The organism is Kineosporia rhizophila, assembly GCF_021277265.1.
Lineage (GTDB): Bacteria > Actinomycetota > Actinomycetes > Actinomycetales > Kineosporiaceae > Kineosporia > Kineosporia rhizophila.
On record NZ_JAJSOH010000021.1, the window covers coordinates 36,203 to 58,688 of the forward strand.

General features: G+C 69.7%; 19 protein-coding genes and 1 tRNA gene. 9 read left to right on the forward strand and 11 right to left on the reverse strand.

The features are described 5' to 3' along the window. Positions 1–61: 61 nt before the first annotated feature. The 5 genes from LWF15_RS25250 to LWF15_RS25270 all read right to left on the reverse strand — a co-directional run bounded on the left by LWF15_RS25250 (position 62) and on the right by LWF15_RS25270 (position 6,778). On the reverse strand, positions 62–1,807 hold the full coding sequence (locus LWF15_RS25250) for a glycoside hydrolase family 35 protein (RefSeq protein WP_232813415.1): 1,746 nt from the start codon (positions 1,805–1,807) through the stop codon (positions 62–64). Then, positions 1,800–3,362, reverse strand: a complete 1,563-nt coding sequence (gene arfA / locus LWF15_RS25255) for an arabinosylfuranosidase ArfA (protein WP_232813416.1) — start codon at positions 3,360–3,362, stop codon at positions 1,800–1,802. The genes LWF15_RS25250 and arfA overlap by 8 nt, the downstream gene beginning before the upstream one ends. Before the next feature lie 83 nt (positions 3,363–3,445). Next, complete coding sequence (locus tag LWF15_RS25260) at positions 3,446–4,813, reverse strand: ABC transporter substrate-binding protein (RefSeq protein ID WP_232813417.1); 1,368 nt, start codon at positions 4,811–4,813, stop codon at positions 3,446–3,448. 113 nt (positions 4,814–4,926) lie between these two features. Next, entirely contained in the window at positions 4,927–5,850 is a 924-nt protein-coding gene (locus tag LWF15_RS25265; protein WP_232813418.1) for a carbohydrate ABC transporter permease, read from the reverse strand. A 1-nt stretch (position 5,851) separates the two neighbouring features. Then, positions 5,852–6,778 carry a carbohydrate ABC transporter permease gene (locus LWF15_RS25270; RefSeq protein WP_232813419.1) on the reverse strand — a complete coding sequence of 309 codons (927 nt, stop codon included), beginning with the start codon at positions 6,776–6,778 and terminating at the stop codon, positions 5,852–5,854. Between the two features lie 177 nt (positions 6,779–6,955). Between LWF15_RS25270 and LWF15_RS25275 the strand changes: the two genes are divergently transcribed. Beyond that, on the forward strand, positions 6,956–7,969 hold the full coding sequence (locus LWF15_RS25275) for a LacI family DNA-binding transcriptional regulator (RefSeq protein WP_232813420.1): 1,014 nt from the start codon (positions 6,956–6,958) through the stop codon (positions 7,967–7,969). Here LWF15_RS25275 and LWF15_RS25280 read toward each other — a convergent pair. From LWF15_RS25280 to LWF15_RS25290, 3 genes are all read right to left on the reverse strand, one after another. Further along, positions 7,966–8,457, reverse strand: a complete 492-nt coding sequence (locus LWF15_RS25280) for an LURP-one-related/scramblase family protein (RefSeq protein ID WP_232813421.1) — start codon at positions 8,455–8,457, stop codon at positions 7,966–7,968. The two genes, LWF15_RS25275 and LWF15_RS25280, sit on opposite strands and share 4 nt — an antisense overlap. A 41-nt stretch (positions 8,458–8,498) precedes the next feature. Beyond that, positions 8,499–10,397 (reverse strand): putative bifunctional diguanylate cyclase/phosphodiesterase, encoded by a 1,899-nt coding sequence (locus LWF15_RS25285; protein WP_232813422.1) that lies wholly within the window; start codon positions 10,395–10,397, stop codon positions 8,499–8,501. Positions 10,398–10,596: 199 nt separating this feature from the next. Further along, complete coding sequence (locus tag LWF15_RS25290; protein WP_232813423.1) at positions 10,597–12,954, reverse strand: glycoside hydrolase family 3 N-terminal domain-containing protein; 2,358 nt, start codon at positions 12,952–12,954, stop codon at positions 10,597–10,599. Positions 12,955–13,336: 382 nt separating this feature from the next. Between LWF15_RS25290 and LWF15_RS25295 the strand changes: the two genes are divergently transcribed. The 8 genes from LWF15_RS25295 to LWF15_RS25330 all read left to right on the forward strand — a co-directional run bounded on the left by LWF15_RS25295 (position 13,337) and on the right by LWF15_RS25330 (position 21,169). Beyond that, complete coding sequence (locus LWF15_RS25295; RefSeq protein WP_232813424.1) at positions 13,337–14,680, forward strand: extracellular solute-binding protein; 1,344 nt, start codon at positions 13,337–13,339, stop codon at positions 14,678–14,680. A gap of 83 nt (positions 14,681–14,763) precedes the next feature. Then, entirely contained in the window at positions 14,764–15,609 is an 846-nt protein-coding gene (locus tag LWF15_RS25300; RefSeq protein WP_232813425.1) for a carbohydrate ABC transporter permease, read from the forward strand. 4 nt (positions 15,610–15,613) lie between these two features. Next, positions 15,614–16,501: a carbohydrate ABC transporter permease gene (locus tag LWF15_RS25305; RefSeq protein WP_232813426.1), complete on the forward strand. Its 888-nt coding sequence runs from the start codon at positions 15,614–15,616 to the stop codon at positions 16,499–16,501. 32 nt (positions 16,502–16,533) lie between these two features. Beyond that, positions 16,534–17,538, forward strand: a complete 1,005-nt coding sequence (locus LWF15_RS25310; RefSeq protein ID WP_232813427.1) for a LacI family DNA-binding transcriptional regulator — start codon at positions 16,534–16,536, stop codon at positions 17,536–17,538. A 99-nt stretch (positions 17,539–17,637) separates the two neighbouring features. Then, the gene (locus LWF15_RS25315; protein ID WP_232813428.1) at positions 17,638–18,705 is read left to right on the forward strand and encodes a plasmid pRiA4b ORF-3 family protein; all 1,068 of its coding nucleotides are present in this window, start codon (positions 17,638–17,640) and stop codon (positions 18,703–18,705) included. A gap of 42 nt (positions 18,706–18,747) precedes the next feature. Further along, positions 18,748–19,383, forward strand: a complete 636-nt coding sequence (locus LWF15_RS25320; RefSeq protein WP_232813429.1) for a DedA family protein — start codon at positions 18,748–18,750, stop codon at positions 19,381–19,383. Then, positions 19,380–20,540, forward strand: coding sequence for a sensor histidine kinase (locus tag LWF15_RS25325; RefSeq protein WP_232813430.1), 1,161 nt, complete (start codon positions 19,380–19,382; stop codon positions 20,538–20,540). The genes LWF15_RS25320 and LWF15_RS25325 overlap by 4 nt, the downstream gene beginning before the upstream one ends. Beyond that, complete coding sequence (locus tag LWF15_RS25330) at positions 20,531–21,169, forward strand: response regulator transcription factor (RefSeq protein WP_232813431.1); 639 nt, start codon at positions 20,531–20,533, stop codon at positions 21,167–21,169. The genes LWF15_RS25325 and LWF15_RS25330 overlap by 10 nt, the downstream gene beginning before the upstream one ends. Positions 21,170–21,194: 25 nt before the next feature. Here the strand turns inward: LWF15_RS25330 and LWF15_RS25335 are convergent. The 3 genes from LWF15_RS25335 to LWF15_RS25345 form a co-directional block, all read right to left on the reverse strand. Further along, positions 21,195–21,267, reverse strand: a tRNA-Val gene (locus LWF15_RS25335). Between the two features lie 41 nt (positions 21,268–21,308). After that, a complete protein-coding gene (locus LWF15_RS25340) occupies positions 21,309–21,767 on the reverse strand; it encodes a peroxiredoxin (protein ID WP_232813432.1) in 459 nt (152 codons plus the stop codon). A 113-nt stretch (positions 21,768–21,880) separates the two neighbouring features. Beyond that, positions 21,881–22,309 carry a DUF3052 domain-containing protein gene (locus LWF15_RS25345; protein ID WP_232813433.1) on the reverse strand — a complete coding sequence of 143 codons (429 nt, stop codon included), beginning with the start codon at positions 22,307–22,309 and terminating at the stop codon, positions 21,881–21,883. Positions 22,310–22,486 lie beyond the last annotated feature (177 nt).

Here is a 22,486-nt window from a genome sequence, read left to right on the forward strand (position 1 = left end):
TGGAACGGACGCGGCGCCGCTTCCGCACCCGTCCCACCGGCCTCCTTCCGGAAGGGGCGGATCAGAACTCGGTCTGCCCCAGGCTCAACCCGCCCACGAAGGCGGCGGACTCCTCGGCCACGGACTCCAGCTCGAGCACGACCAGACGGTTGCTCCCGGCCCGGGTCACCGGCGCCGGCACGTAGAGCGTGCGGGTCGGGCCCCGGCGCCAGTAACGGCCCAGGTTGAAGCCGTTCAGCCAGGCCAGGCCCTTGCCCCAGTCACCGGCGTCGAGGAACAGGTCGCTCGCCTCGGCCAGCTCGAACTCGGCCGTGAACACGGTCGGGCCCAGGTCGGTGGCCGCACCGCTCAGGTCGAGCGAGGCCAGCCGGTCCACGTCCAGCGGCCGGGCGGTCCAGTTCAGCACCGGGGTGCCGTTCAGGGTGACCGCGCCGATCAGGCCCTTCGCCTCGCCCAGGCGCTCGCCGTAGTTCACCCGGCCCTGGTCCTCGACCAGGATCGTCAGGGTGGAACCGGCCAGCGGCAGGCGGAGCGTGCGCTCGTGCGAGTCCCGCGACAGGATGCCCACCGGCACCCCGTCGACGTAGACGTAGGCCCGGTCCCGGACCTCTTCGCCGATCTTCAGCACACCCGGCGCCAGACCCTCCACCGAGGCCTCGTAGAGCACGAAACCGGTGTCCTGGCTCAGCTCCTCGTAGGTCAGCGGGGTCTCTCCGGTGACCGCGGTGCCGAGCGAGCCGGCCACCTCGAGCAGACCGGCCGTGGCGGTCAGGCCCACCGAGAACTCGGGGGCGGCAGCCGCTTCCGCCGGCAGCTCGTCCGGCACCGACGCGTACTTGGCGATCGTCTTACGGAACGCGTGGTACTTCGCCGTCGGGTTGCCCGCCTCGTCCAGCGGCGCGTCGTAGTCGTACGACGTCACCAGCGGCACGTAGGCGCCCTTGTCGTTGGCCCCGTTGGTCATCCCGAAGTTGGTGCCGCCGTGGAACATGTAGAAGTTCACCGAGCCGCCGGCCGCCAGGATCTCGTCCAGTGCCTGGTCGGAGTCCTCCACCGTGGTGGTGTGGTGGTGGAAGCCCCAGCTGTCGAACCAGCCGTTCCAGAACTCCATGCACATCAGCGGCCCGGTGGGCTGGAACTCGCGCAGGGTCTTGAAGCGCTCGGTGCTGCGGGAGCCGAACGAGGCGGTCAGGTGCAGGCCGGGCAGGCTGCCGTCGGCCAGCATCTGCGGGGTCGGCTGGTCGATCGTGGTGAGCGGCACGGTGATCCCGGCCTCCCGGGTCACCCGGACCAGCTCGGCCAGGTACTCCTTGTCGGAACCGTAGGCCCCGTACTCGTTCTCGATCTGCACCAGGAAAACCGGCCCGCCCCGGTCGATCTGCAGCGGGGCGACGATCTCGTAGACCGACTTCAGGTACTCGCTGACCGCGGCCACGTACTGCGGCTCCGAGCGGCGCAGCCCGATGCCCTCGATCCGCAGCAGCCACGGCGGCAGACCGCCGTTGCTCCACTCGGCGCAGATGTACGGGCCGGGGCGCACGATCGCGTGCATGCCCTCGTCCGCGACCAGCTTCAGGAAGCGCTCGAGATCCAGACCTGAGGACGTGTCGAACTCACCTCGGGTGGGTGAGTGCAGGTTCCACGGGACGTAGGTCTCGATCGTGTTCAGGCCCATCAGCCGGGCCTTGCGGATCCGGTCGGCCCACTGGTCCGGGTGCACCCGGAAGTAGTGCAGCGCACCGGAGATGATCTGGTAGGGCTCGCCGTCGAGAAGGAAGTCCTTCTCACCGATGGACAGCTCAGGCATGAGGGGTTCCCTCCGAGACAGCAGCAGCCGGGCGCAGGGTGAGCACCGACCAGGAGATGGGGGGCAGCGTCACGGAGAGCCGGGTGGCGGTGCCGGCCCCCTCCACGACGACGCCGTCGAGCGCCACCGGGGCGACCGGCTGCGACTCTTGGGTGTTGGTGGTGAACCGGTCACCACCGGCCGGGACGGTCAGGGTCTGGGCGTCCTCGAGAACCAGTTCCGCGCCGTCCAGTTCGACCGACAGAGCGGCCGGGTCGTCGACGGAACGGTTGACCACGAACAGCGAGACGGAACCGTCGTCGGAAACGGTGCTCACCGCGTCCACCAGTTCGACCTCGCCGTACTTCTCGGTGAGCCCGGAGGCCACCTTCACCGACAGCGGGACCACCCGGCCGCGCGCCCGCGCCGAGGTCAGGGCGAACGGGAAGAACGTGGTCTGGCGCCAGGCGGCGCCGTCCGGTTCGCTGCGGATCGGGGCGATCACGTTGACCAGCTGGGCCAGGTTGGCCATCGAGACCCGGTCGCTGTGCCGCAGCAGCGAGATCAGCAGCGAGCCGACCACCACCGCGTCGGTGACGTTGTACTCGTCCTCGATCAGCCGGGGGGCCACCGGCCAGTCGCCGGAGAGCACCGCGTCCTTGTGGTTGTCGTTCCAGTCACGCTGGTACCAGACGTTCCACTCGTCGACGCTGATGCCGATCTGCTTGGTCAGGCCGAGCTCTTCGCGCACCTCGTCGATGATCCCGGCCACGGTGTCCAGGTACCGGTCCAGCCCGGCGGCGGAGGCGAGGAAGCTCGCCACGTCACCGTCGGACTCCTCGTAGTAGGCGTGCACCGAGATGTGGTCGGCCTGGTCCGCGGTGTGCCGCAGGACGGTCCGCTCCCACTCCCCGAAGGTCGGCATCTCCATGTTCGAGCTGCCGGCCACCACCAGCTCCACCCGGTGGTCGAGAAAGCGCATGTAGCGGGCCGTCTCGGCGGCCAGGCGACCGTACTCGTCGGCCGTCTTGTGCCCGATCTGCCAGGGGCCGTCCATCTCGTTGCCCAGGCACCAGAGGGTGATCCCGAAGGGTTCCTCGGCGCCGTTGGCCCGGCGCCGGTCGCTCAGCGCGGTCCCGCCCGGGTGGTTGGAGTACTCCAGCAGGTCGCCGGCCGCCTCGATCCCGCGGGTACCGAGGTTCACCGCCTGCATGACCTCCACGCCGGCCTGCGCGGCCCACGTGGCGAACTCGTGCAGCCCGACCTGGTTGGTCTCGGTCTGGTGCCAGGCCGCGTCCAGCCGGACCGGCCGCTCCGAACGCGGGCCGACCCCGTCCTCCCAGCGGTAGCCGGAGACGAAATTGCCTCCCGGGTAACGCACCACGGTGACCCCGAGCTCACGGACGAGTTCCAGCACGTCGGCGCGGAAGCCGCCTTCGTCGGCACTCGGGTGTTCAGGTTCGTAGATGCCCTGGTAGACGCAGCGGCCCATGTGCTCGACGAAACCGCCGAAGAGCCGCGGGGGCACCGGGGCCACCGTCTCGCCGAGCCGGACCCGCAGGTCTGCCGGAATCATCGTCGTACCTTTCTCGAGCGGTTCTGGGCAAAGAACGGGCCGGGCTGCGAGTCAGCCCGGCCCGCTCTCGCGTGGATCTGGTGTTACTCGACGGTGAAGCCCTGCTGCTTGGCGTACTCGTCGATCTTGGCCTTCCAGGCGGCCAGGCCCTTGTTCAGGTCGCTGCGGTTGACGTAGGACGTCTTGCCCGCGGTGTCCCCGAAGATGGTGTTGGCGTAGGCCTGGATCGGCAGGTAGGACCAGTTCGGCTGGACCGCGCCGGCCGCGTCGGCGAGCACCTGGTTGATCTTCTGACCGCCGTAGTACTCGGACTCGGCGTCGGTGAAGCTCGGGTCGCTCAGGTCGGCCGTGGTGGCCGGGAAGCCGCCGCTCTCGATGAAGATCTTGATGCTCTCCGGGTCGTGGTTCAGCCAGCGAACGAACGCGGCGGCCAGGGCCGGGTTCTTGCTCTGCTTGATCACGGCCATCGAGGAACCGCCGCTCTCCGCGGTGGCCGGGGCGCCACCGTCGTAGGTCGGCATCGGGGCCACGCGCCAGTCGCCGGAAGCGGCGGCGGCGTTGGCGATCTGGTTGCCGGGCATCCAGGCGCCGGTCAGCAGGGTGGCGATGGAGCCGTCGGCCTGCGCCCGGAACCACTCGTCGGTCCAGCCCGGGGCGTCGGACAGCAGCCCGGCGGTGTGGAGCTGGTTCCACATCGCGGTGTACTTCTTGGTGCCCTCGTCCTCGAAGTTCACGTTGATCGTGTTGCCGTCGACGTTCAGCGGGTGACCGCCGGCCTGCCAGATCATGCTCAGGGTCTGGCCACCGTCACCGTTGTCGTTGGTGATGTACCAGTCCGGGTTGTGCGCGTGGATCTTCTTGGCCGCGTCGATGTACTCGTCCCAGGTGGTCGGCACCTTCTCGATGCCGGCCGCGTCGAACGACTTCTTGTTGTAGAACATCGCCATCGGTCCGGAGTCCTGCGGCAGGCCGAAGAGCTTGCCGTCGACCGAGACCTGGCCCCAGGTGGAGGCGGTGTAGTCGGCCTCCAGGTCGCCCAGACCGTAGCTCTTCAGGTCCACCAGCGACTCGGACAGCGCGTACTGCGGCACCGCGTAGTACTCGACCTGGGCCACGTCGGGGGCGCCGGAGCCGGCCTCGATCGCGTTGGTCAGCTTCGTGTACTCGTCGACGTTGGTGCCGACGTTCGCGTAGTTGACCTTGACGTTCGGGTAGGCCTTCTCGAAGGCCGCGACCTGGTCCTTGGCCGAGGGGGTCCAGCTCCAGAAGGTGAGCTCGCCACCCTTCTCGAGCGCGGCGTCCAGGTCGGCCTGGGAACCGGCGACCGTGTCCGAGCCGGAGTCCGAGTCGGAGTCGCCGCCACCACAGGCGGCCAGGGTCAGGCCGATGGCCATGGCCGCACCGATGGTGAACATCCGGCGGCTCACGGGCTTGTTGAACTTACGGGACATCGAGGGAGCTTCCCTTCACTTCGTCGTGTTGCGGGAGCCCGGCCTGAGTTCCGGCCGGGGTCGTACGGGGACGTGCTGGAGGAACGAGCCAGTGGGGTGAGCGGGGGTGCTGCTCACTTGACGCTTCCGGCGGACAGGCCGGACTGCCACTGGCGCTGCAGGACGAGGAACGCGGCCACGATCGGGACGATCGAGAGCAGCGAGCCCGTCAGGACGAGGTTGAACACCGGCTGCGAACCGGCACTCTGGGCCTGGGCGTTCCACTGGTTCAGGCCCACGGTCAGCGGGTACCAGTCGGGGTCGCTCAGCATGATCAGCGGCAGGAAGTAGTTGTTCCAGGTGGCCACCGTGGTGAACAGCAGCACGGTGACGATACCGGGAGCCAGCAGCCGCATCGAGATGGTGAAGAAGGTGCGCAGCTCGCCCGCGCCGTCCATCCGGGCGGCCTCGAGGATCTCGGTGGGGATCGCCTCGGTGGCGAACACCCACATCAGGTACAGACCGAACGGGCTGATCAGCGACGGGATGATCACGGCCCACGGGGTGTTGGTGAGCTCGAGCTTGCTGAACATCAGGAAGGTCGGCACGGCCAGCGCGGTGCCGGGCACCGCCACCGCGCCGAGCACGATCGCGAAGACCGCGCCGCGGCCGGGGAACCGGAACTTCGCCATACCGTAACCGGCCAGCGTGGCCAGCAGGGTGGCGCCGCCGGCGCCGACCACCACGTACAGCAGCGTGTTGCCGATCCAGCGGACGAAGATGCCGTCCTGGTAGTTCAGCGTGTCGCCGATGTTGGAGAACAAGGCGAAACCGTCGGCGAACCAGAGCCCGAAGGAGTCGAACAGCTGCTCCTGGGTCTTGGAGGCGTTGATCACCAGCCAGACCAGCGGCAGCACGGTGTAGATCAGGAAGGCGCCCATCAGGACGGTCATCGCGATCGACTTCTGGGTGCCGGGACGGCCCCGTTCCTTGGCCGGCCGGGAGCGGCGGGGAGCCTTGCCCTCGGACTCCGGCCGGGACAGCGTGGACGAACTCATCTCAGCGGTCCTCCGTCCGCGAACCGCGCAGCTGCACCACGTACGCGATGATCGCGGTGACGACACCCATCACGATCGCGACGGTCGCCGAGTAGTTCTGCTGCTGGCCACTGAAGGCCAGGTTGTAGGCGTACATGTTGGGCGTGTAGTCGGTGGTGATGATGCTCTTCACCAGCGGGCGCAGGATGTTCGGCTCGTTGAACAGCTGGAAGCTGCCGATGATCGAGAAGATCGTGGCGATCACCAGCGACCCGCGCAGGGCCGGCAGCTTGATCGCCCGGATGATCCAGAACTGGCCCGCACCGTCGAGTTCCGCGGCCTCGTACAGCTCGGCCGGGATGGTCTTCAGCGTGGTGTAGAAGATCAGCATGTTGTAGCCGACGAACGACCACGTGACGATGTTACCGATCGAGACCAGGATCCAGCTTCGGTCGAACGGGTTCAGTCCGGTGCCGATCGCGTCGTTCAGCTGGCCGACCAGACCGAACTGGTCGCCGTAGATGAAGCCCCACATCAGCACGGCCACCACGGCCGGCACCGCGTAGGGCAGGAAGAGGGCGATCCGGAACAGGTTCGCACCGTAGATCCGGGCGCTGTCGATGGCCATCGCCGCGGCGAGCGCGATGATCAGCATGATCGGGACCTGGATGACCAGGAAGAGCAGGACCCGGGTCAGCGAGCTCCAGAACGCCTGGTCCTGCAGCAGCTGGGTGTAGTTGTCCAGGCCGACGAAGCTGTTGCCGCCGATCAGCTGACGCCGGAACAGGCTCAGGTAGATCGCATAGACCAGCGGCGCGATGAAGACCAGGGCGAAGACGGCCATGAACGGGCCGACGAAGATCCAGCCCCGCCAGTCCTTTCGCGTCTTGCGCCGGATCGGCGGCCGCGCGGGCGAGACCGGTGGAACGGTCCCCGACGCCATCGTCATCCTCTTTACCTCTCTGGAAAGAACCCGAGATGTTTACGTCAACATCTCGGTCTTCGGAAGCTAGCATGTTTACGTGAACATGACCACGGGCGTCCGGCAGTGAATCACCCGGACGGTACGGCGGAGGCCCCAGAAACCCTCGCTGTACAGGCAAAATCGCGAAGGCGCGGTCCCTCTATGGCAGACGTTGCCCGAATTGCGGGGGTTTCTGGACAGACGGTTTCCCGGGTCGTCAACGGACATAACAATGTGGACGAGAGCACGCGCAGTCGCGTCCTCGCCGCAATGCGCAACATCGGTTACCGGCCGAACAACGCTGCGCGCGCTCTGCGACTGGGACGCTTCGGCAACATCGGCGTGATCATGTTCACCCTTTCGTCGTTCGGCAACATGCGCACGCTCGACGAGATCGCCATGGCCGCCTCGGACGCGAACTACTCGATCACCCTGATCCCGGTGCGGCGGCCCTCCCAGACCGACGTGACCAAGGCCTTCGCCCGGCTGAACAAGCAGGCGGTGGACGGGGTGATCATCGTGATGGAGACCAGCTCGATCGACACCACCGCGGTGCACTGGCCGGCCGGGCTGCCGGTGGTGGTGATCGACGCGGGGGCCGACCTGCCGCACCCGATCGTCGACACCGACCAGGCCGAGGGTGCCCGGCTGGCCACCGAGCACCTGCTCGGCCTGGGCCACCGCACCGTCTGGCACGTCTCCGGGCCGCTGAACTCCTACTCGGCGAACCGGCGCCGGCACTCCTGGCGCGACACGCTCCAGCGGCACGACTGCCCGGTGCCGCCGGTGATCCACGGCAACTGGTCGTCCGACTCGGGCTACCAGGCCGGCCTGGAGCTGGCCGACAATCCCGACGTGACGGCCATTTTCACCGCCAACGACCAGATGGCGCTGGGGCTGCTGCGGGCGATGCACGAGAAGGGCCGGCGGGTACCGGCCGAGATCAGCGTGGTGGGCTTCGACGACATGGAGGAGTCGCGCAACTTCTGGCCGCCGCTGACCACCGTGCGGCAGAACTTCGAGGGTGTGGGGCGGCGCAGCGTGGACATGCTGATCCACGGCATCCGCGACAGCCACGGCCAGACGCCGGCCCCCGCCGAGCCGGCGTCCGAGAACGTGCTGATCTCAACTCATCTGGTGCTGCGGGACAGTTCCGCCGCGCCGGCGGTGGACTAGTTCTTGTCCTTGTCCTTGCGGGCCGCCGCCGCGTCGAGGGCCAGCACGGAGGCGAGGATCAGCAGGTGGTCCTCGCCTTCGGCGATCCGCACGGCGTAGGTGTCACGCATCGAGAAGAACCGCTTGGACACGATTCCCACCTCGCGGCCGCCGCGCGAGACCGAGTACTCGTGGTCGAACAGGTCGCCCCGCATCTCCAGGTCGTCCGGGCCGGGGACGTCGATGGTGAAGCGGTCGCCGAACGGGGTGAAGAACTTCTTGCTCACCTCGGCGGCCTTCTGGTTCCCGACGGTGATCGTGTACTTCTCCCGCAGCGAGACCAGCTGACGGTGCACCGAGGCCAGTTCCTGACCGGAGGGGTCCTTGATCACCAGGCGGCCGCGCGGGCTGAGCACCTTGCCGTCGACGTGCAGCACCAGGCGCCCGTCCTCGTCCGTGATGTCGAAGTCGTCACCGAGGTCGAAGAAGCGTTCCTTGATCAGGTACATGCCCACCATTCTGGGCGCGCCCGCAGAAGTCGCGACCTCAGTCAGGCCCGCGGGCCCAGGCACTCCGGCAGCACGGCGGTGGGCAGCCAGGCGGTGAAGGCGTCGGAGCCGGGCAGCGGTTTGGAGATCAGCCAGCCCTGCAGGGTGTCGCAGCCCATGTCGGCCAGGCGCTCGGCCTGCTCGTTGGTCTCCACCCCCTCGGCGCAGACCCCCATGCCCAGCGAGTGCGCGGTCTCGATCACCAGCCGGGCCAGCACGCTGTCGGTGGAGGTCTCGTCGGCGATCTTGTCGATGAACGACTTGTCGATCTTGACCACGTCGGCCGGCAGGTCGCGCAGCATGGTCAGCGACGAGTAGCCGGTCCCGAAGTCGTCCAGCGCGATCGTCACCCCCAGGTCGCGGATGTCCTGCAGGATCCGGGCGGTGGCCTCCATGTCGCCGATCACCGCGGTCTCGGTGATCTCCAGGCACAGGGTGCGCGGCAGCAGGCCGGACTCGACCAGGGCCCGGGAGACGTCCTGCACGAACGAGGGCTGCGACAGCTGCACGGCGGAGACGTTGACGGTCACCTTCATCCGCCGCCGGATGCCGTCCGAGGACTCGAACATCGGCCAGGTCGCCGCCTCCTGGCAGGCGCTGTGCAGCGCCCAGCGGCCGAGGTCGATGATCAGCCCGGTCTCCTCGGCGATCCGGATGAAGTCGGCCGGTGAGACCGGCCCGAGCTCGTCGTCGGCCCAGCGGGCCAGCGCCTCGGCGCCGACGATCCGGTTGCTGGCCACCTCGGCCAGCGGCTGGTAGTGCAGGCGCAGGTCGCCGTTGGCGATCGCCAGCCGCAGCCGGCGCTCCATGTGGTGCCGGGCCCGCAGCTCGGCCTGCGAGCCCCGGGTGGCCAGCACCTCGGCGTCGAAGTGGGTGACCCGGCCCCGGCCGTGCGACTTGGACTGGAACATCGCCAGGTCGGCCTGCGAGACCAGGTCCTCCAGGCTGACCCCGGACATCACCGAGTCGGCGCCGGCCACCCCGACGCTGGCGCCGATGCTGGCCACCGCCTCGACCTGCTGGCCGTCGCCGTGGTCGACGGTGACGCTGAACGGCATCGAGGCCTCGTGCACGATCCGCTCGGCCACCGAGCGTGACTCGTCCGGGGTGAGCGCCCCGGCCAGCACCATCGCGAACTCGTCACCGCCGAGCCGGGCCACCCGGTCGTCCGGGCGGGCGATGTTCTGCAGCCGCTCGGCGAACAGCTGCAGCACCTGGTCGCCGACCGCGTGCCCGAGGCTGTCGTTGACGTCCTTGAACCGGTCCAGGTCGATGTAGAGCACGGTCAGGTCGCCCGACTGGGCGTCGTGCCCGCGCATCCACTCCATCAGCGAGGCCCGGTTGGGCAGGCCGGTGAGCACGTCGTGCCGGGCCTGGTAGGCGTAGCTGTACGACAGCGCCCGGAACAGCGTGGTCACCGAGACGGTCATCAGGGTGCCGTCGGCGGCGACCACGCCGACGGTGCTCACCGAGGCCTCCTCGCTGGGGGCCTCGTCGGTGACCACCGCGGCGGCCGCGTCGATCGTGGTGTCGGCGGTCAGGAAGATGCTCGGCACGTCGTCCAGGTCGGCCAGGGTCATCCGCTTGAACACCGAGCGCCCGTAGCCCAGGGCCCCGGCCACCCAGCGGTCGAACCAGGCCCGGTCCACCACGATCGGGCCGGCTGCCAGCGGCACCACCACGGTGGTGGCCCGGGGGTTGCCGCGGAACCAGTCGTCCAGTTCCGCGACCCGCATCTCCGGGGGCATGGTGACGGCCGGGACGGCGATGTCGGCCAGGATCGCCTTGGCCCAGCCGGACAGCGGCTGGGGCTTGGTGGCCTGGGCGTCGGGCAGCCGGTGCCGGCCACGGCGGGGCCGGCCCGAGGACTGGGCCCACGGCATGGCTGGCGCCACCGCCACGTCGTTACCCCTTCCGGACCGGACCGAAGTGCTCCCTTATCCGTCGTCTGGTCACCCGGGCCCGATGATCCGCCAGGAGTGTGACGACCGATCGTGTGACGGTAACGGTCGGGAGGGGGTTCTGGGCATGGTCTGCGCCCCGACTGAGGCGCAGACCACCAGCAGAACACCAGCCGGGCGCCGGCAAAGCGCCGACCGGCTACAGCATCGTCACCTCGGCCGGGGTGTCCAGCACCCGGTCGTGTCCGACCGGCCGCACCGGACCGGTGAGCGTGACCGAGCCCTCGAAGGGCAGGTCGCGCGAGGAGGTGCCCACGCTCACCCCGATCACCCCCGGCTCCACCAGCCGCTGCAGGTCGCGCCCGACCAGAGCCGTACGGTCGGCGTGCACCTCTAGCACCACGCGGGCGGACTGCCCCGGCTCGAGCCGGACCCGGGCGAAACCGGCCAGCCAGTGCACCGGCCGCACCACCGAGGCCACCGGGTCGCTCAGGTAGAGCTGGACCACCTCGCTACCGGTCCGCTCCCCCGTGTTCCGGACGGTCAGACCAACCCGGAAACGACCGTCCGTAGGAATTTCGGTCTGATCGATCTCGAAGCCGGACATCTCGAAACTCGTGTACGAGCGTCCGTAGCCGAAGGGGTAGAGCGGCCTGACGTCCACGCTGCTGATCGAGCTGGGCTCACCCAGCGGCGGCTGTAGGTAGGTGTACGGCTGACCGCCGGGGCGGCGGGGAATCTGGACCGGCAGTCGCCCGCCCGGCTCCACCCGCCCGGAGAGCACACCGGCCAGCGCAGCCCCGCCCTCCTCCCCCGGCATGAACGCCTGCACCAGACCCGCCGCCCGGGGAGCCACGTCGCCCAAGGCGTAGGGCCGACCCGAGACCAGCACGACCACCAGCGGGGTACCGGTGGCGCTCAGCGCCTCCAGCAGTTCGGCCTGTACCCCCGGCAGCGTCAGGTCGTCCACGTCGCAGCCCTCGCCCGAGGAGCCCAGCCCGAACATCCCGGCCAGGTCGCCCACGAACGCGATGCAGAGGTCGGCAGCCTCGGCGGCGGCGACCGCGGCCGGGATGCCGGAGCGGTCCTGCCCCATCACCGAACAGCCGGTCTCATGGACGATCCGGGTTCCCGGCAGTTCGGCCCGCAACGCCTCCAGCACGGTCGGGATCTCGATGCCGAGCCCGTCCTGGTGCCCGGGGAACTTGGGCAGCACGTGGTTGGGGAAGGCGTAGCAGCCCATGAACGTGCGCGGGTCGTCGGCGCACGGCCCCACCACGGCGATCTCGGTGTGGTCACCGAGGGGCAGCGCGGTGCCCGGTTCGAGCAGAATGATGGACGTCTCGGCGAGCCGGCGCGCGATGGCCCGGTTCTGCGGTGGGTCGAGTCGGATGTCTTCCGGCGCATCCACCTTCGGGTTCCAGCCCGGGTCCAGCAGGCCGAGCCCGGCCTTCTGGGTGAGCACCCGGCGGGCGGCCCGGTCGAGGAACTCCTCGGGCAGGGAACCGTTGCGCACCAGCTCGGGCAGATGCGAGAAGCAGATCGTGTCGGGCAGTTCCACGTCCATCCCGGCGCGGATCGTCTGCTCCGCGGCCCCGGCCTCGTCCTCGACGATCCGGTGCATGCTGGCCAGGAACGGCGTGGCCCAGTAGTCGGAGACCACCGTGCCGGTGAAACCCCAATCTTCCCGCAGAATCTCGTGCAACAGCCAGGAGTCCACCCCGGCCGGCACCGAGTCGATGTCCGAGTAGGAGTGCATCACCGAGCCGGCCCCGGCGGCGACCGCGGCCTCGAAAGGCGGCAGCAGCACGTCGATCACCTCACGCCGGCCCATCGAGACCGGACCGTGGTTGCGGCCGGACCGGGAGGCCGAGTAGCCGACGAAATGCTTGAGCGTGGCGATGATCCCGGCGTCCTGCAGCCCCCGCACGTAGGCCGAGCCGAGCTGGGCCACCAGGTACGGGTCCTCACCCAGCGTCTCCTCCACCCGCCCCCAGCGATAGTCGCGGACCACGTCCATCAGCGGCGAAAGCCCCTGATGCACGCCCAGTTGCGCCAGGTCCCGGCCGATCGCGGCGGCCATCTCGCCGATCAGCTCCGGGTCGAAGGTGGCCCCCCAGGCGATGGCGGCCGGATACACCGTTGCGCCGTAGGTGGTGACGCCGGTCAGACACTCCTCGTGGGCGATCGCCGGGATCCCCAGACGCGAGGCCTCGACCACCACCGCCTGCTGCCGGGCCAGCTCCGCCGCCCCCTCGGCCGGGCTGACCGGGGCACTGCCGTAGACCCGCGTGAGGTGCCCGAGACCGGCCGCGGCCGCCTCTTCCAGGCCGAGACCGGCCTTCTGGGCGAAAGCGTCTTCCATCGGGGCGCTCTGCGCGCCGGGACCCTCGTCCGGAGCCGGAGCGGCCGGCCGGGGCTGATTGCCGATCCAGCGGCTGCCCAGCTGGCCGGCCTTCTCCTCGATGCTCATCCGGCCGAGAAGGTCGTTCACCCGTTCGGCGACGGTACGCGCGGGGTCGCGCCAGGGTTCGATACTTTCGGGCGCAACTGCCACGGCCCACTCCTTCGTGAGACTTCGAAAAACTTTCGCCGCCACGGCCCCGGCGAACACGGTCAAAAACGTGTCCGGACAGGGCAAGTCCGTTCGGCGACGGATTCACTCTCACCGAGATACCGAGAAGTTCGCAAGGCTTGACAGCATCGTCCGGCGAAACTACTTTTCGAGAACTTCCGACATATCCGGCGACAGTTCACGACGAACCAGTGCCGATCTGACCGACAGTTGTTGCCGCGTTCTGCTCCTCCCAGCAGTTGTTCCAGCGTTCAGTTCCGAGCCAGACCTTTTCCAGCGCAGCGGGGCGCTGTTCCCGCCCGCTGCGTCCGTGTGGCCGCGGGTCCTCCGCGGCCGGTACCCGATGGAGATCACCGTGGATCCCATGAAGACGTCCCGCCGCAACTTCCTGAGCCTGGCCATCGGCCTGCCGATCGCCGGTGCCACCCTGGCCGCCTGCGGCAGTTCCGGCCCCGGCACCGAGAGCAGTGGCGGCGACGGCGGTGGCGACGGTTCGGGCGGTACCTACTGGTACCTGTCCGTGGACCCGAACGAGACCATCCGCCGCACCTCGCTGGACCGGTTCAACAAGGCCAACGCGAACCAGGCGATCAAGGGCACGGCGTTCCAGAACGACGCCTACAAGGAGAAGATCAAGGTCGCGATCGGCGCCGGGCAGGCCCCGACGGTGATCTGGGGCTGGGGCGGCGGCGGCCTGGCCAGCTGGGTCGACGCCGGCGCGGTGGACGACCTGACGTCGTGGTTCGACGAGAACCCCGACCAGAAGGAGCGACGCTTCCCGGCCTCGTTCGCGGCCGCCACGGTCGACGGCAAGATCTACGCGGTGCCGGCCGAGACGGTCACCCCGATCGTGCTGTTCTACAACAAGAAGGTGTTCTCGGAGGCCGGCCTGCAGCCGCCCACCAGCTGGGAGGACATCCTCGCGCTGGTGCCGAAGTTCAAGGAGAAGGACATCGCCCCGTTCGCCCTGGCCGGCCAGTCGCGCTGGACGAACATGATGTGGCTGGAGTTCCTCTTCGACCGGATCGGCGGTCCGGAGATCTTCCAGGCCGTGTTCGAGGGCAAGGCGGACGCCTGGTCCGACCCGGCCGCGATCAAGGCCCTGGGCGAGGTGCAGAAGCTGGTCGAGGCCGGTGGTTTCGTCAAGGGCTTCTCCTCGATCACCGCCGACACCAACGCCGACCAGGCCCTGCTCACCTCGGGCAAGGCCGCGATGATGCTGCACGGCGCCTGGACGTACGGCTCGATGAAGGAAGAGGGGGGCGACTTCGTCTCCGGCGGCGACCTCGGCTTCATGAACTTCCCGCCGGTCTCCGGCGGCACCGGCGACCCGAGCAACACCTACGGCAACCCCGGCCAGTACTACTCGCTCTCGTCCAAGGCCACCCCCGAGCAGAAGGAGGCGGCCAAGAACTTCTTCAAGACCCAGGTGCTCTCCGACGCCGAGCAGACCGACTGGGTCAACGACGCCGGCCAGGTCCCGATCGTGGTCGGTGTGGACAAGAAGTTCAGCGGCCTCGAGGACGCCGAGTGGCTGCAGTTCGTCTACGACACCGCCAGCAAGGCCAAGACCTTCTCGCAGTCGTGGGACCAGGCCCTCAGCCCGGCCGCCGCCGAGGAGCTGCTGAACAACATCGCCAAGCTGTTCGCGCTCGACATCACGCCCGAGGAGTTCGCGAAGAACATGAACGCGGTCATCGGCAAATGACCGTCCCTGTTCAGGTTCCACCCGATCGTGTAGCACCTGTCCGGACCGCGTCGCACGCGGTCCGGCAGGGCTCGATCGCCTGGATGGTCCTGCCCGCGCTGCTCATGTTCCTCACCTTCGCGGTGATCCCGCTGATCGGTGTGCTGGGTCTGAGCTTCACCACCTGGGACGGGATCGGCGACATCCGCCCGTCCGGCTTCGACAGCTGGCGCGAGGTGCTCACCGACCCCGGTCTGCCCGACGCGCTCTGGGTGACGTTCAAGATCATGTTCCTGTCCTGGCTGTTCCAGACCCCGCTGAGTCTGCTCCTGGGCGTCTTCCTGGCCGGCAGGCAGCGCTACCGCGGGGTCCTGGCGGTGATCTTCTTCGTGCCGCTGCTGCTCAGCCAGGCGGCCATCGCGATTACCTTCAAGGCCCTGCTCGACCCGAACTTCGGCCTCGGCGCCGGCCTGGGCATCGACCTGCTGGTGCAGGACTGGCTCGGCGACCCGGTCCTCGCCCTGGCCACCGTGGTGTTCGTGGTGTCCTGGCAGTTCATCCCGTTCCACACGCTGATCTACCAGGGTGCGGTGCGGCAGATCCCGGCCTCGCTGTACGAGGCGGCCCAGCTCGACGGGGCCGGCCGGCTGCGGCAGTTCTGGAACATCACCCTGCCCCAGCTGCGCAACACCATCATCGCCTCCTCCACCCTGATGGTGGTCGGGTCGCTGACCTTCTTCGACCTGATCTGGGTGCTCACCGCCGGCGGCCCCAGCGACGCCACCCGGGCCCTGGCCCTGGACATGTACATCCGCGGTTTCCGGGCCTCACTGATGGGCCCGGCCAGCGCGATCGCCGTCATCCTGGTCGTCGTCGGCCTGCTGCTCGCCCTCGCCCTGCGGCGTCTGGGCGGCGGACGCGACGCCGGCAGCCAACTCGAGGGGATGTGACGGCATGGCCGTGACCACACCCACCCGTCCGCCCCGGGCGACCGCAGCCCCGACCCCACGCAACTACCGCCGGCTCCTGGAGATCAACTGGATCGGCGGCCTGGGCGGCTGGGTCTGGCTGATCGTGGTGATCCTGCCGATCTACTGGATCGTGCTCACCAGCGTGAAGAGCCGGGCGAACTACTACACCACCAACCCGCTCGCCCCGCCGCCCGAGATCTCCTTCGAGAACTACAGTTTCGTGATGGACGCGGGCTTCATGCGGTTCTTCACCAACACCGCGATCGTCACCCTGGGGTCGGTGATCCCGGCCATCCTGATCTCGTTCATGGCCGCGTTCGCGATCATCCGGGCCGGCGACGGGCGGTTCGTCCGCTCGGTGAACCTGCTGTTCCTGGCCGGGCTGGCGATCCCGTTGCAGGCGGTGATCATCCCGGTGTACCTGATCATCATCCGGCTGCAGCTGTACGACACCCTGCTGGCGATCATCCTGCCCTCGATCGCCTTCGCCATCCCGCTGACCGTGCTGATCCTCACGAACTTCATCCGGGACGTCCCGAAGGAACTGTTCGAGTCGATGCGGATGGACGGGGCCAGCGAGTGGCGCACCGCCTGGTCGCTGGCCTTCCCGCTGACCCGGCCGGCCCTGGTCACGGTGGGCATCTACAACGCCCTGACGATCTGGAACGGGTTCCTGCTGCCGCTGGTGCTCACCACCGACCCGAACCAGCGCACGCTGCCCCTGGCGTTGTGGTCGTTCCAGGGTCAGTACGGCGTGAACGTCCCGGCCGTGGCGGCCGCGGTGGTGCTGACCACGCTGCCGATCCTGGCGCTGTACGCAATCGGGCGACGCCAGCTGCTGAGCGGTCTCACTGCCGGGTTCGGTAAGTGACCGTCCGGCCTGGAGCCCCTACGGAGGTACCCATGAGCTCCAGGCCCGGACGGGCGACGCTGGCGACCATCGCCGAGGCCGCCGGTGTCTCCATCGCAACGGTGTCCAAGGTGGTGAACGGGCGCGACGACGTCTCCCCCGGCACCCGCGCGATGGTCGAGGAACTGTTGCGGGCGCACTACTACACCGGCCGCGGCGGTAGCCGGCAGACCACCATCGAGGTGGTCTTCGCCGGCCCGCTCGCGGCCTACAGCAACGAGGTGATGGAAGGGGTGCTCTCGGCCGCGGGCGAACCGGGCGTGGCGGTGATGCTCAGCAAGGGCCGCGGCCTGTCCACGGCCACCGCCTGGGCGCTGGCCGTGGCCAAGGCCGGGCGCAGTGCGGTGATCAGCGTCAGCAACGAGATGACGGTCGAGGACGCCACCGCCCTGGCCCGGGCCAAGGTGCCGCTGGTGGTGGTCGACCCGCTCACCCCGGCCGGCAACGAGGTCACCAGCGTCGGCTCGACCAACTACGCCGGCGGGGTCAGCGCGGCCGAGCACCTGCTCTCGCTGGGCCACACCCGCATGGCCTACCTGGGCGGCGAGGCCGAGGCGGGCTGCAACCAGGCCCGGTGGCAGGGTTTTCGCTCCACGCTCGAGGCCGCCGGGCACCCCGTCCCGCACGAACACGCCCTGCACAAGACTTTTCGCTACGCCGCCGGAGTGGCCGGGGGCGACTTCCTGCTCGACTCCCCCACGCCCCCGACCGCGGTCTTCGCCGGCAGCGACGAGATCGCGGTGGGCCTGATCGAGGCCTGCCGCCGCCGCGGACTCCGGGTGCCCGAGGACCTGAGCGTGATCGGGTTCGACGACACCCAGCTCGCCGAGTTCTGCTCACCTCCGCTGACCGTGGTGCGCCAGCCGCTGCGGGAGATGGGCCGGGTGGCGGTGCGCACCGCACTCCAGCTGGCCGCCGGGGCCACGGTCGACTCGCACCACGTGGAGCTGGCCACCAGCCTGGTCGTGCGGGCCTCCACGGCGCCACCCCGGCGCTGACGATGTACCCGCCAGTTCCTGCACTCCCACTGCAATCTCCGCTGGGGATACCTCCGGCGGCCACCGAAAAGCCGCGCCCTGTGACGTAATCTCCGGCGGGTGAAGACGACCCGTCTGAAAGTGACACTGCGCAACGTCGAACCGAGGGTGCTCCGGGTCCTCGACGTGCCGTCCGACAGCACGCTGGGCGAGCTTCACGACCTGCTCCAGATCGGCCTCGGCTGGCTGGGGCTGGAGCGTGGCCGGTTCGTCCGCGGCCCGGCCACCTACCTGCCCGGCAACCCGGAGGCCACCCTGGCCGACCTGGTCGATCGGGCTGACCGGGCCGACGGGGGTGGCCACTTCGGCTACTTCTACGACCCCCGGGCCCGCTGGGAACACGACGTGGTGGTGCTGGGGCCCGGCGGCGAGCAGGCGGGCTGCGTCTACGGCGAGGGGCCCTGCCCACCCGAGAGCACCGAGGGCCCGCGCGACTACGCGAACCGGCGGCGCACCCTGGGCGAAGACATGCTCGAGCTGTTCTGGGCCCCGCACGGCCCGGAGTTCGACCAGGCCCTCACCGACCTGCGGGTGCGCCAGATGGCCGGGCTGGTGCCGGAGTCGGTCCGGCACCTGATGCGGCTCACCGAGGGCGGCGGCCTGGCCGAACCGGTGGTCGAGGCCATGCACGAACTGCGGCCGCGCTGGCCCCGGGCCGCCGGTGGTTCGCCGGTGACGGTGCTGCACGGCATCCTGCGCAGCACCGGCCTGCTCGGCCCGGCCGGCCGGGATCAGCTGCTGGTGGTGCGCCGGCTGCGTTCCTGGTTCGCCCCCGGCACCTTCACCGCCAGCGTCGCCGGGCTCGGAGTCGGCGCGCTGGCAGCCCGGGGCGCCCTCGACGAGGAGACCCTGGTCGGCATCGTGTTCAGCGAGACCGACCGGCGCAAGCCGGTGGCCCCCGAAGACGTACGGCACACGCTGGTGCACCTGCTGCCCGCGCTCACCGGTCTCGACCTGGCCGAGCGCACCGCCCAGGGCTGGTTCCCCGGTCCGTCCGCCCGCAGCCTGCTGCCCCAGGCCACCGCCCTGTCCGTGTACGCCAGCGACCCGGCCCCGCTCCCCCCGTCGGCCCCACCCACCGCAGTGCCGGCCGGAACTGAGGATTTCCACACCCCGCCCGGGGGCTGACACCAGTGCCCCGGCCGGTCCGGCCTTCGTAGCGTCGCTGCCATGCAGACCGAAAACCTCGACGGCGTCGCCCAGTGGGCGGTCTCCCTGATGGAGAACCTCGGCAGCCCGGGCGCGGGCCTGGCCATCGCCCTGGAGAACCTCTTCCCTCCCCTGCCCAGCGAGATCATCCTGCCGCTGGCCGGTTTCACCGCCAGCCAGGGCACCTTCGGCCTGGCCGAGGTGCTGTTCTGGACCACCCTGGGTTCCGTCGCCGGGGCCCTGGCGCTGTACGGCCTCGGGGCCGGGCTGGGCCGGGACCGGCTGCGCCGGGTGGTGGCCCGGATGCCGCTGATGAACCTGCACGATGTGGACCGGGCCGAGGCCTGGTTCGCCCGGCACGGCGACAAGGCGGTGTTCTTCGGCCGGATGATCCCGCTCTTCCGCAGCCTGATCTCGGTACCGGCCGGGGTCGAGCGGATGCCGGTGCTGCGCTTCACCCTGCTCACCACCGCCGGCAGCGCGATCTGGAACACCGGGTTCGTCCTGGCCGGATACCAGCTCGGCGAACGCTGGGACGAGGTCGAGCAGTACGCCGGCCTCTTGCAGAAGGCCGTGATCGCCGTGGTCGTGGTGGCCGTCACCGTGTTCCTGATCCACCGGGTACGGCAGCGCACCCGCGGGACAATGGCATCGTGACCAGGCTGCCGGCGGGTGCCCAGAGCAGGTCGGCCGATTCGGCGCTGCGGAACGGGCTGCGCACTGTGCTGCGGGCCGTGGGCGGGGCGGCCATCGGCACCCTGCTGCTCCCGGCCTACCTGCTCGGCCTGGTCGCGGCCGGGTTCAGCGCCCGCCCGGCCCAACTCGTGGCCATCCTCGAAGCCCGGCGCCTCTCCCGGTTCGACACCGCCGCCCGGAGCCCGCAGCCGCACGGCCGACGGCTGTACCTGTACCTGCTCTTGCGCACGGTACTGGCGGTGGCCACCGGGTACCTGCTCGTGGTGGTCGCCGCCGGTGTGGTGTTCGCGGTGGTGATGGTGGTCGGGGCCGCGACCCGTGGCCCGGTCGGGATGATCGACAGCGCGGCCGGCGAGGTCGGCTGGGGCACCGTCGCCTACTTCTTCCTGCCCGGGGTGCTGGTGCTGTTCCTGGTGCTCAGCGGTCTGGTCGCCACGGTCTGGATCGACCGCACCAGCTGGGCCGCCCTGGCCCGGCCCGGTGCCGGTGAGCTGGAACGCCAGGTGGACCGGCTGAACACGACTCTCACCGACGTGGTCGCGGCGGTGGACGCCGAACGCCGCCGGATCGAGCGCGACCTGCACGACGGTGTGCAGCAACGGGTGGTGGCCCTGTCCATCCTGCTGGCCCGGGCCGAGCGCACCGCCGACCCGGACCGGCAGGCCGAACTGCACGCCCGGGCCCGGGCCGAGACGCAGGGTGTGCTCGACGACCTGCGCGACGTGGCCTGGCGCATCCATCCCGCCATGCTGGCCCGCGACGGGCTGGTGGTGGCGCTGGAGGCGCTGCGCGACCGCACCCCGGTACCGGTCCGGCTGCTCACCGACATCACTCATGAACTTGAGGGGGCCACCCAGGCCGCCGCGTACTTCGTGGCCAGTGAGGCGGTGACCAACGTGATCAAGCACGCCCGGGCGTCCTCGATCGAGATCCAGGTCCGCCGCACGCGCGGCGACCTGCTGCTCTCCGTGCAGGACGACGGCGTCGGCGGCGCGGACGCGTCCGGGCCGGGGCTGAGCGGCATCGCCGCGCGGATCGCCGCCCGGGGTGGGCAGTTGCGCATCCTCAGCCCCGCCGGCGGCCCGACCCGGATCGAGGCGGCGATCCCGTGCGGCTGACCTTGGCCGAGGACTCGACCCTGTTGCGGGAGGGCATCGCCCAGCTGCTCACCGCCGAGGGGCACCAGATCGTCGACGCGGTGGGCACCGCCGCCGATCTGCTCGCCTCGGTCGCCCGCACGGCCCCGGACCTGGTCGTGGTGGACGTCCGGATGCCGCCCGACTTCGTCGACGAGGGGGTCCGGGCCGCCCTGCGGATCCGCCGTGAGCATCCCGCCGTGGCCGTGCTGGTGCTCTCGCAGTACGTCGAAAGTCGTCACACCAGCGAACTTCTCGACGGCCGGGGCGGGGTCGGCTACCTGCTCAAGGACCGGGTCTCGGACATCGGCGGATTCCTCGACGCGATCGAGCGGGTGGCGGCCGGTGGTACCGCCTTCGACCCGGAGGTGGTGCGCCAGCTCCTGGCCGCCCGGCGCCCGGACGAGACCGGTCTCACCGAGCGCGAACTCGCGGTCCTGGCCGCCCTGGCCGAGGGGCTGAGCAACGCCGCGGTGGCCGCCCGGCTGTTCATCAGCCAGAGCGCGGTGGAGAAGCACATCAACACGATCTTCACCAAGCTCGGCATCCCGCCGGACGCCTCGTACAACCGGCGCGTGCTGGCGGTGCTGGAACACCTACGCCGGCAGTGAGAACAGCGAGGAGGGCAGTGCACGGTGGGCCCGGCCGGTCTCGAACCGACGACACCCGCGGTGTAAACGCGGTGCTCTACCAACTGAGCTACAGGCCCGATCCGGAACTGCCGCAGGGCAGTCCGGAAGGAGATTTCTATCAGAGCGCGGCGATGGCCTCGCGGTAGCCCTCGAGCGAGCGGGGCTCGCCCATGCCGTTCACCACGCTCCAGCGCAGCACGCCCTCCTTGTCGATCAGGAAGGTACCGCGCACGGCGCTGCCGGTGCTCTCGTTGAACACCCCGTACTCCTTGGCCACCGCCCCGTGCGGCCAGAAGTCGGACAGCAGCGGGAAGGCGAACTTCTCGATGTCGGCCCAGTTGCGCAGCGAGAACATCGGGTCGCAGGACACGGCCAGCACCTGCACCGCGCCGTCCTCGAAGGCCGCCAGGTTGTCGCGGATCTCGCACAGCTCACCGCTGCACAACCCGGAGAACGCGAACGGGTAGAAGACCAGGGCGACGTTCTTCTCCCCCTGGAACGCGGACAACTCCACCACCTCGCCGTGCTCGCTCTTCAGGGCGAACCCGGGGGCGGCCTGGCCGATCTCCAGTGCCATCTGCGCGTTTCCTCTCTGGCGGAGCAGGACTGGTCCGCACACCGGTTCACCCGGCGTGCGGAACCCAGTCTGTCAGGAACCGGCCGGTGCGTGGGGCCCCCGGTCGGCTGGGCTCAGCGCCGGCCCGCCTTGGGGGTGGCCAGCCGTGTCCCGGTCCAGTCCTGGCACACGCTGATCGTGCTGGTCGCGTGGAGGCCGGCGGTCGGGGCGGCCTCTTCGATCTCGCTGTGCTCCACATGGCCGGAACGCCCGGCCTTGGGGGTCAGCAGCCAGATCACGCCACCCTCGGCGAGGTTCGTCAGGCCGTCGACGAGCGCGTCGACCAGGTCGCCGTCGCCGTCCCGCCACCAGAACAGAGCGGCATCCACGACGTCCTGTGCGTCCTCGTCGGCCAGTTCGTTGCCCGTCAGCGTCTCGATTGCGAGACGAAGATCATCGTCCACGTCGTCGTCGTACCCGAACTCCTGTACGAACTGACCGGGCTTGAGTCCGAGCCGGCCGGCCATGGACTGCTCAGCCGCGGGCTCCGCGGTCGCGCCCACCTCACTGACCTCCTCCGCTGCCTACGCTCCCGCGCGGCGGCACTGGCGGCCCTCGACGGGCCGCTCAATCATCGGGCGGGTCTCACGACCCGCTCGTTCGTCAATTCATCGCTCCGGCGACGATGCAACCATCACCAGGCTGGTCAGGCTAGTGGACTCCATCCCCTCAGTGCCGCG

Excerpts from the sequence above, each read along its gene's own strand:
- LWF15_RS25250 (WP_232813415.1), bottom strand. The coding sequence starts at position 1,807 with ATGCCTGAGCTGTCCATCGGTGAGAAGGACTTCCTTCTCGACGGCGAG.
- arfA (WP_232813416.1), bottom strand. The coding sequence starts at position 3,362 with ATGATTCCGGCAGACCTGCGGGTCCGGCTCGGCGAGACGGTGGCCCCG.
- LWF15_RS25260 (WP_232813417.1), bottom strand. The coding sequence starts at position 4,813 with ATGTCCCGTAAGTTCAACAAGCCCGTGAGCCGCCGGATGTTCACCATC.
- LWF15_RS25265 (WP_232813418.1), bottom strand. The coding sequence starts at position 5,850 with ATGAGTTCGTCCACGCTGTCCCGGCCGGAGTCCGAGGGCAAGGCTCCC.
- LWF15_RS25270 (WP_232813419.1), bottom strand. The coding sequence starts at position 6,778 with ATGACGATGGCGTCGGGGACCGTTCCACCGGTCTCGCCCGCGCGGCCG.
- LWF15_RS25275 (WP_232813420.1), top strand. The coding sequence starts at position 6,956 with ATGGCAGACGTTGCCCGAATTGCGGGGGTTTCTGGACAGACGGTTTCC.
- LWF15_RS25280 (WP_232813421.1), bottom strand. The coding sequence starts at position 8,457 with ATGTACCTGATCAAGGAACGCTTCTTCGACCTCGGTGACGACTTCGAC.
- LWF15_RS25295 (WP_232813424.1), top strand. The coding sequence starts at position 13,337 with ATGAAGACGTCCCGCCGCAACTTCCTGAGCCTGGCCATCGGCCTGCCG.
- LWF15_RS25300 (WP_232813425.1), top strand. The coding sequence starts at position 14,764 with ATGGTCCTGCCCGCGCTGCTCATGTTCCTCACCTTCGCGGTGATCCCG.
- LWF15_RS25305 (WP_232813426.1), top strand. The coding sequence starts at position 15,614 with ATGGCCGTGACCACACCCACCCGTCCGCCCCGGGCGACCGCAGCCCCG.
- LWF15_RS25310 (WP_232813427.1), top strand. The coding sequence starts at position 16,534 with ATGAGCTCCAGGCCCGGACGGGCGACGCTGGCGACCATCGCCGAGGCC.
- LWF15_RS25320 (WP_232813429.1), top strand. The coding sequence starts at position 18,748 with ATGCAGACCGAAAACCTCGACGGCGTCGCCCAGTGGGCGGTCTCCCTG.
- LWF15_RS25340 (WP_232813432.1), bottom strand. The coding sequence starts at position 21,767 with ATGGCACTGGAGATCGGCCAGGCCGCCCCCGGGTTCGCCCTGAAGAGC.